General features: G+C 68.7%; 6 protein-coding genes. 2 read left to right on the top strand and 4 right to left on the bottom strand.

Annotated elements, in window-relative coordinates; all coding sequences use genetic code 11:
* Positions 1-1,011, bottom strand: a 1,011-nt coding sequence (locus VFM98_RS17705) for an NAD(P)H-dependent oxidoreductase (RefSeq protein WP_325111222.1), incomplete at its 3' end; no start/stop codon positions are given.
* Positions 1,011-1,892 (bottom strand): phytanoyl-CoA dioxygenase family protein, encoded by an 882-nt coding sequence (locus VFM98_RS17700; protein ID WP_325111221.1) that lies wholly within the window; start codon positions 1,890-1,892, stop codon positions 1,011-1,013. The genes VFM98_RS17700 and VFM98_RS17705, both read right to left, overlap by 1 nt.
* 132 nt (positions 1,893-2,024) lie before the next feature.
* Here VFM98_RS17700 and VFM98_RS17695 point away from each other — a divergent pair, with 132 nt between their 5' ends.
* Entirely contained in the window at positions 2,025-2,876 is an 852-nt protein-coding gene (locus VFM98_RS17695) for an alpha/beta hydrolase (RefSeq protein WP_325111220.1), read from the top strand.
* A 141-nt stretch (positions 2,877-3,017) separates the two neighbouring features.
* On the opposite strand, the gene VFM98_RS17690 is transcribed toward VFM98_RS17695, so the two are convergent.
* The gene (locus VFM98_RS17690; protein WP_325111219.1) at positions 3,018-3,995 is read right to left on the bottom strand and encodes a GMP reductase; all 978 of its coding nucleotides are present in this window, start codon (positions 3,993-3,995) and stop codon (positions 3,018-3,020) included.
* Positions 3,996-4,135: 140 nt separating this feature from the next.
* On the bottom strand, positions 4,136-4,798 hold the full coding sequence (locus VFM98_RS17685; RefSeq protein ID WP_325111218.1) for a hypothetical protein: 663 nt from the start codon (positions 4,796-4,798) through the stop codon (positions 4,136-4,138).
* Between the two features lie 62 nt (positions 4,799-4,860).
* Here VFM98_RS17685 and VFM98_RS17680 point away from each other — a divergent pair, with 62 nt between their 5' ends.
* Positions 4,861-7,230, top strand: coding sequence for a UvrD-helicase domain-containing protein (locus tag VFM98_RS17680; RefSeq protein ID WP_325111217.1), 2,370 nt, complete (start codon positions 4,861-4,863; stop codon positions 7,228-7,230).
* Positions 7,231-7,354 lie beyond the last annotated feature (124 nt).

Raw genomic sequence — 7,354 nt, 5'->3', positions numbered from 1 at the left:
TTCCAGCCCGATCAGGTGCCAGCGCTTGTAGAGCGTGAAGTAGCGCCCGCTCGGGTCGGTGTGGGCCTTGTACTCCTCGAAGCAGTTGCGGATGTACTCGGTCTCGCCTTCCACCGTGACCCACACGCCCATGCGGATCTCGTAGGGGATCGCGCGGCCGTCGGACTCCAGCGAGGAGATCACTTCCACCATGCCCTTGCGCTCCAGCACGCCGCCTTCGCTGCGCGGGCGGGTGACGAAGGGGATGTCCTCGATGCTGGCCGGCGGGTAGAGCAGGCCGTCGGACGGCACGGCCAGCCCGGTGGCGTTGGCCACGGCCGTGCTCTCGATGGCCGGCTTGGAGCCGTCCAGGAAGCTGTTGAACATCTTCGGGTTGAGGCCGCCGCGCTGCGCCTGCTCCCGCGTCAGGCCCCAGTTGTCCCACACCGTATCGGGTGTGGACTCGCTGAAGTGCGGCAGCCACTTGTGGCCGCGCCCCGCCGCCACCACCGGGAAGCCGCAGGTGCGGGCCCAGTCCACCAGGTCGCAGATCAGCGCCGGCTGGTCGCCGAAGGCGAGCGAATAGACCACGCCCGCGTCGGCCGCCTTGCGCGCCAGCAGCGGGCCACAGAAGGCGTCCGCCTCCACCGTCACGTTGACGACGTGCTTGCGGTGCGCGAAGGCTTCGAGGCAATGGTCAACTGCGGCGATCGGATGCCCGGTGCACTCCACCACCACGTCGATGGCCGGATGGCGCACCAGCGCCTGCCAGTCGTCGCCGACGTGGGTGGCGCCGGTCTTCAAGGCCTCGTCGATGGACGCGGCCTCGGTGCGCTGCGCCTTCCAGCCCACGCGCTCCAGGTTGGCGCGCGCGTTGGCAGGCGCCAGGTCGGCGATGGCGGCCAGGTGCACGCCGGGCGTGTTGGGCACCTGGGCCAGGTACATGGAGCCGAACTTGCCGGCCCCGATCAGGCCGACGCGGATCGGCTTGCCCTCGGCTTGGCGTTGCTGGAGTTTGGCGTGCAATGACATCAGGCGGCTTTCTTGCGTTGGTCGATGGGTTCGGCGGAGGTGGCGAGCGCGCTGGCGGGCATGCCGTCACGCCAGGGCAGGTCCACCGGATACGGTTTCAGCAGGCAGTCGTCCGGCAGGCAGGCGATCGGCGTGAAGTCGCGATGCGCGATGTACTCGGGCCGCTTGAAGCGGCGGATGTGGTTGGAGACGGCGCACAGGCTCAGGTACACGCTCACCCGGTTCCAGGGCGAGAGGTTGCTGGTGGACGCATGCACCAGGCAGCTGTGGAACAGGATCATCGAGCCCGCGGGGCCCTTGGGGCTGACGATGCCGCCGTCCTTGCCGCCGGCGCGCTCCACCAGGGTGGCGATCAGTTCGTTGTCGACCGTCCACAGCGGATAGCTGGTGGTCGTGAGGTCGTGCTTCGCCTCCACCACGCCCTTCCTGTGGCTGCCGGGGATGAACATCAGCGGGCCGTTGAACTCGTTGACGTCGTCCAGGAAAATCGCCACGTTCATCGCGCGCTCGGTGGGCATCAGGTCGTCGTTGAGCCAGGTGCCGTAGTCCTGGTGCCACTGCCAGACGTCGCCCTCGAAGGCCATCTTGCCGTTGATCTTGAACTGGTGCATGTACACCTGCTCCCGGAACAGGTCCATCACCGGGCCGATCATGCGCGGATGCCGCGCCAGCCGCGCGAACGGCTCGCTGTACAGGTGGGCGGCGAAGTTGGTGCGCACGGCGTCGCTGCCTTTCTCGCGCACGTTGTAGGCCTCGCGGCGCGCATACAACGCCGGCACGGCGCTGGTCAGCACGCGCGTCTCCTCGGCGCTGAAGAGGCCGGGGAAGAACAGGTAGCCATCGCGGTCGAAGCGTTCCAGTTGGTCGGGACTCAGTCTCACGGGGGTCTCCTCGGGGTCCGGCCGGGCATTCTGTGGACGCCGCACCCTTAGGTCAATCTGACATCCCGGTGGTGGAAGCTGACAAATTGTGACAGGATGTTGCACAGGGGCGGATAAAAAGCAGGAGTGGCTATGAGCTGGGGTGACGGAGCGTGGCACGACCGGATGTACAACAACCGGGCACTGGTGCCGGATCACGCGGACTACCTCGCGCGCTGGGCGCAGGAGTCGCGCAAGGCCCGGGAGGAGATCCCCTGCGAGCTCGACATCGCCTACGGCCGCGAGCCGGGTGAGACGCTCGATGTCTTTCCGGCGGAGCAGGGCGGCGGGCCGGTGCTGGTGTTCATCCACGGCGGCTACTGGCGGGCGCTGGACAAGGCCGACCACTCCTTCATCGCACCGGCGTTCACGCGGCACAACACCTGCGTGGTGGTGCCGAACTACGCGCTCGCACCCGCCGTGACCGTGCCGCAGATCACGCTGCAGATGGCGCGCGCGGTGGCGTGGACGTGGCACAACATCCGCCGCTTCGGCGGCGACCCGCGGCGCATCGTGGTGGCCGGGCATTCCGCCGGCGGGCACCTGGCGGCGATGCTGCTCACCTGCCAGTGGCCGCAGTTCGATCCGTCGCTGCCGCGCGACACGCTGCGCTGCGCGCTGTCGATCTCGGGCCTGCACGACCTCGAACCGATCATGCGCACGCCCTTCCTGCAGGAGGCGCTGCAGCTGACGCCGCAGCAGGTGGAGCAGGCCAGCCCGGCGCGGCTGCCGGCGCCGCGCACGGGGACGCTCTATTCGGTGGTGGGTGGCGAGGAGAGCCCGGAATTCCACCGCCAGAACCGCCTGATCCAGGAGGCCTGGGGCGCGCGGCGGGTGCCGGTGTGCGAGGTGCTGCCGGGGCTGCACCACTTCGGCGTGCTGGATGCGCTGGTGGAGCCGAGCCACCGGTTGCAGCAGCTGGCGCTGGATCTGCTGCGGGCGTAGGGGCGCTTCGCGCAGCGCTGGGCTTTCGCTTCGCTCCAGCGCCAGCCTACGAAATCTGCCAGCGCTGCGCGGGGCCGCGGTCTTCGTAGGCTGGTTGCTGAGCGCGTGCGCAGCACGCCGAAGCCCAGCGCTTCCCCGCCCTTACATCAACAGGTGCTCGCCCGCGTTGTCCCCGCCCAGGATCACGTAGTTCACCTTCCGGATGTCCATCAGCTTGGTGCCGCCCGCATAGCTGATCGAGCTCTGGAGGTCCTCCTCCATCTCGCGCAGCGTGTCGGCCAGCTTGCCCTTCACCGGCTCGAGGATGCGCTTGCCTTCGACGTGCTTGTACTCGCCCTTGTTGAAGTCGGAGGCGCTGCCGTAGTACTCCTTGTACAGGCGGCCGTCGACTTCCACCGTCTGGCCGGGCGACTCCTCGTGGCCGGCCAGCATCGAGCCCACCATCACCATGGTGGCGCCGAAGCGGATGCTCTTGGCGATGTCGCCGTGCTCGCGGATGCCGCCGTCGGCGATGATCGGCTTGGTCGCCACGCGGGCGCACCACTTCAGCGCCGAGAGCTGCCAGCCGCCGGTGCCGAAGCCCGTCTTCATGCGCGTGATGCAGACCTTGCCGGGGCCGATGCCCACCTTGGTGGCGTCCGCGCCCCAGTTCTCCAGGTCGATCACCGCCTCGGGCGTGCCCACGTTGCCGGCGATCACGAAGGCCTGCGGCATCTTCGCCTTGATGTGGAAGATCATGTTCTTCACCGTGTCGGCGTGGCCGTGCGCGATGTCGATCGTGATGTAGTCCGGCACCAGGCCCTCGGCGGCGAGGCGGTCGATGGCCTCGTAATCGGGCTGCTTGACGCCCACCGAGATCGAGGCGAAGACGCCCGCTTCCTTCATGCGGCGGACGAACTTCACGTTGTCCAGGTCGAAGCGGTGCATCACGTAGAAGTAGCCGTTGCGGGCCAGCCACAGGCAGATCTCTTCGTTCAGCACGGTCTTCATGTTGGCCGGCACCACCGGCAGCTTGAAGCGGCGCCCGCCGAATTCGATCGAGGGGTCGCATTGGGAGCGGCTTTCCACGCGGCACTTGCGCGGCAGCAGCAAAACTTTGTCGTAGTCGAAGATTTCCATTCCAGGCTCCGGAAAACTGTTGAAAAACAGGTGGACGCTTGGACTGTGGGGGCCGGCTTCGCCAAAGGCGCGCACGGGGCCCAGACGAAAAACCGGGCCACAAATGCTTGGGCCCGGTGATTGATTCTAAGCCCGCGGGCTCAGTCGCGACATTCGGTTTGCGTGATAGCCCTGATACGCCCGCGAGCATCGTGCACCACGGCCACCAGCCGCAGCCGCTCGGGCCGGGCCGAGGCCGGCAGCTGCATCGAGCGCGACTCGGCCAGCGGGCCGGCCGGCCGGCCGGCGCTCGCCCAGGCCTCGGGCCGGAACACCTTGCGCACCAGCAGGCGCGGCAGCGGCGTGCCCTCCACGCCGGCCGGTATTCTTTCCACCAGCAGCAGCCAGGCCTGCCAGGGCTCGCGGCCGCCCTCCGGCAGCTCGATCGATGCGCCCACGTAGTCGTTGACGGCCTCGCCGAGCGCGATGCGCACGGGGACGGGCTGGCCTTCCTGCCGGCTGGTCACGGTGGCCACGCTGCGCGGCGGGCGTTGCCGCAGCGCCGCCAGCCGCTCCAGCGCGGCGTCGCTCTCGGCGGCCGAGAGCGGCGCGTCCTCGCCCTGCGGGGCCGGCACGATCCAGTCCAGCACCAGGGTGTCGGCGGCCGGCTGCGCTGCCGCGCCGGTGCGCCAGCAGTCGACGCAGTCGGCGCGCAGGAAGCGCTCCACGACGGTCTTCACCGGCGCCACGTCGTCGCTGGTGCACAGGGCCTGTGCCGCCAGCGGCGCGGCCAGAAGGAGGAGGGCAATGAGCGGTCGAAGCACAGCGGTTCAGACGCCGCGGGGGACCGATCGGTTCCCGCGCGGCCGGCTTTCTACAATGCTCCATGCTCCCACAAGTCACCGAGTCGCCGCTGCTGCAGAACCTGAACGCCGAGCAGCTGGCGGCGGTCACCCTGCCCAACGCGCACGCCCTCATCCTGGCCGGCGCGGGCTCCGGCAAGACGCGCGTCCTCACCACCCGCATCGCCTGGCTGCTGGCCACCGGGCAGATCGGTCCCGGCAACGTGCTCGCCGTGACCTTCACCAACAAGGCGGCCAAGGAAATGATGACGCGGCTGGCCGCGATGCTGCCGGTGAACGTGCGCGGCATGTGGATCGGCACCTTCCACGGCCTGTGCAACCGCTTCCTGCGCGCGCACTACAAGCTCGCCGGCCTGCCGCAAAGCTTCCAGATCCTGGACACGCAGGACCAGCTCTCGGCCATCAAGCGCCTGATGAAGCAGCACAACGTGGACGAGGAGCGCTTCCCGGCCAAGGAGCTGCAGTGGTTCATCGCCGGCTGCAAGGAGGAGGGCCTGCGGCCCAACGCGGTGGAAGTGCGCACCGAGGACGACCGCCGCAAGGTGGAGATCTTCCAGCTCTACGAGGAGCAGTGCCAGCGCGAAGGCGTGGTCGACTTCGCGGAGCTGATGCTGCGCAGCTACGAGCTGCTGCGCGACAACGACCCGATCCGCGAGCACTACCGGCGGCGCTTCCGCCACATCCTGATCGACGAGTTCCAGGACACCAACCGGCTGCAGTACGCCTGGATCAAGATGTTCGCCGGGCCGGAGAATTCGGTCTTCGCGGTGGGCGACGACGACCAGAGCATCTATGCCTTCCGCGGCGCGCGGGTGGGCAACATGGCCGACTTCGTCAACGAGTTCGGCGTGCAGCACCAGATCAAGCTGGAGCAGAACTACCGCAGCTTCAGCAACATCCTCGACTCGGCCAACGCGCTGATCGCGCACAACAAGACGCGCCTGGGCAAGAACCTGCGCACCGAGCAGGGCCCTGGCGAGCCGGTGCGCGTGTACGAGGCGCCCACCGACATGGCCGAGGCGCAGTGGCTGGTGGAGGAGGCGCGGCAGCTCGCCCGCGACGACGTGCCGCGGCACGAGATCGCGATCCTCTACCGCAGCAACGCGCAGAGCCGGGTGATCGAGACGGCCTTGTTCAATGCGGCCGTGCCCTACCGCGTGTACGGCGGCCTGCGCTTCTTCGAGCGGGCCGAGATCAAGCACGCGCTGTCCTATCTGCGGCTGCTGGAGAACCCGAACGACGACACCAGCTTCCTGCGGGTGGTGAACTTCCCGGCTCGTGGCATCGGCGCCCGCACCGTCGAACAACTCCAGGACGCCGCGCGGGCCGCCGGCTCGTCCCTGCACGACGCGGTGAAGTCCACCACCGGCAAGGCCGGCGTCAACCTCGCCGCCTTCGTGGCCAAGATCGACGCCATGCGGGCCGAGACCGAGGGGCTCACGCTGCGCGAGATCATCGAGGTGATGCTGCAACGCAGTGGCCTGATCGAGCACTACCGCGCCGAGCGCGATGGCGCCGACCGGATCGAGAACCTGGAGGAACTGGTCAACGCGGCCGAGAGCTTCGTCACGCAGGAGGGCTTCGGCCGCGATGCGGTGGCGCTGCCGATCGACGAGCTCGGCGCCACGGTGCTGCGGCAGTCGCCGGCCAGCCAGGGGCTGGACCCGAGCCTGCCGGAGGTGAACGAGCCGGCGCCCGACTACGTGCCACCGGATGCCGAGACGGGCGAGACGCTGTCGCCGCTGGCGGCCTTCCTCACCCACGCCGCGCTGGAATCGGGCGACAACCAGGCCCAGGCCGGGCAGGACGCGGTGCAGCTCATGACGGTGCATGCGGCGAAGGGGCTGGAGTTCGACTGCGTGTTCGTGACCGGGCTGGAGGAAGGGCTGTTCCCGAGCGAACGCTCGCTGTCCGACTACCAGGGGCTGGAGGAAGAGCGACGCCTGATGTACGTGGCGATCACGCGGGCGCGCAAGCGCCTCTACCTGAGCCACTCGCAGACGCGCCTGCTGCACGGCGCCACGCGCTACAACGTGCGCAGCCGTTTCTTCGACGAATTGCCGGAGCACGCGCTGAAGTGGCTGACGCCGAAGAACCAGAGCTTCGGCGGCTCGGCCTTCGGCTTCGGGATGGGCTATCCCACCTCGCGCGGGACGTCGACCGGCTATGGCCGTTCGAGCGAGACCTTCGCCAATCCCCCGGTGCCGCCGCAGAAGGCCGAACCGGCGCACGGCTTGCGCGCCGGCATGAAGGTGTTCCATGCCAAGTTCGGCGAGGGCACGGTGCTCACCCTGGAAGGCAGCGGCCAGGACGCCCGGGCGCACATCAACTTTCCGCGCCACGGCCAGAAGTGGCTGGCGCTGGCGGTCGCAAAGCTGACGCCGGTGCCGTGATCTCTGGGGGAGCGGGGGTGGCCTCTGGTCCGGCCCGGAGGGGGTTTGTCCGTCTCACTCCATGTCCCCCGGCACTGGCTGAAGCCAGTGCCTCCTCCTTTACTTCCGGAGGCGGACAAATCCG

It is taken from the genome of Ramlibacter sp. (assembly GCF_035706265.1).
Taxonomy (GTDB): Bacteria; Pseudomonadota; Gammaproteobacteria; order Burkholderiales; family Burkholderiaceae_C; genus Ramlibacter.
The sequence above is the reverse complement of the archived record's forward strand: the minus strand, read 5'-3'. Positions and strand labels throughout refer to the sequence as shown.

What these genes read in the sequence shown, in the direction of transcription:
- VFM98_RS17695 (WP_325111220.1), top strand. Translation starts at nt 2,025, where the DNA reads ATGAGCTGGGGTGACGGAGCGTGGCACGACCGGATGTACAACAACCGG.
- VFM98_RS17680 (WP_325111217.1), top strand. Translation starts at nt 4,861, where the DNA reads ATGCTCCCACAAGTCACCGAGTCGCCGCTGCTGCAGAACCTGAACGCC.
- VFM98_RS17690 (WP_325111219.1), bottom strand. Translation starts at nt 3,995, where the DNA reads ATGGAAATCTTCGACTACGACAAAGTTTTGCTGCTGCCGCGCAAGTGC.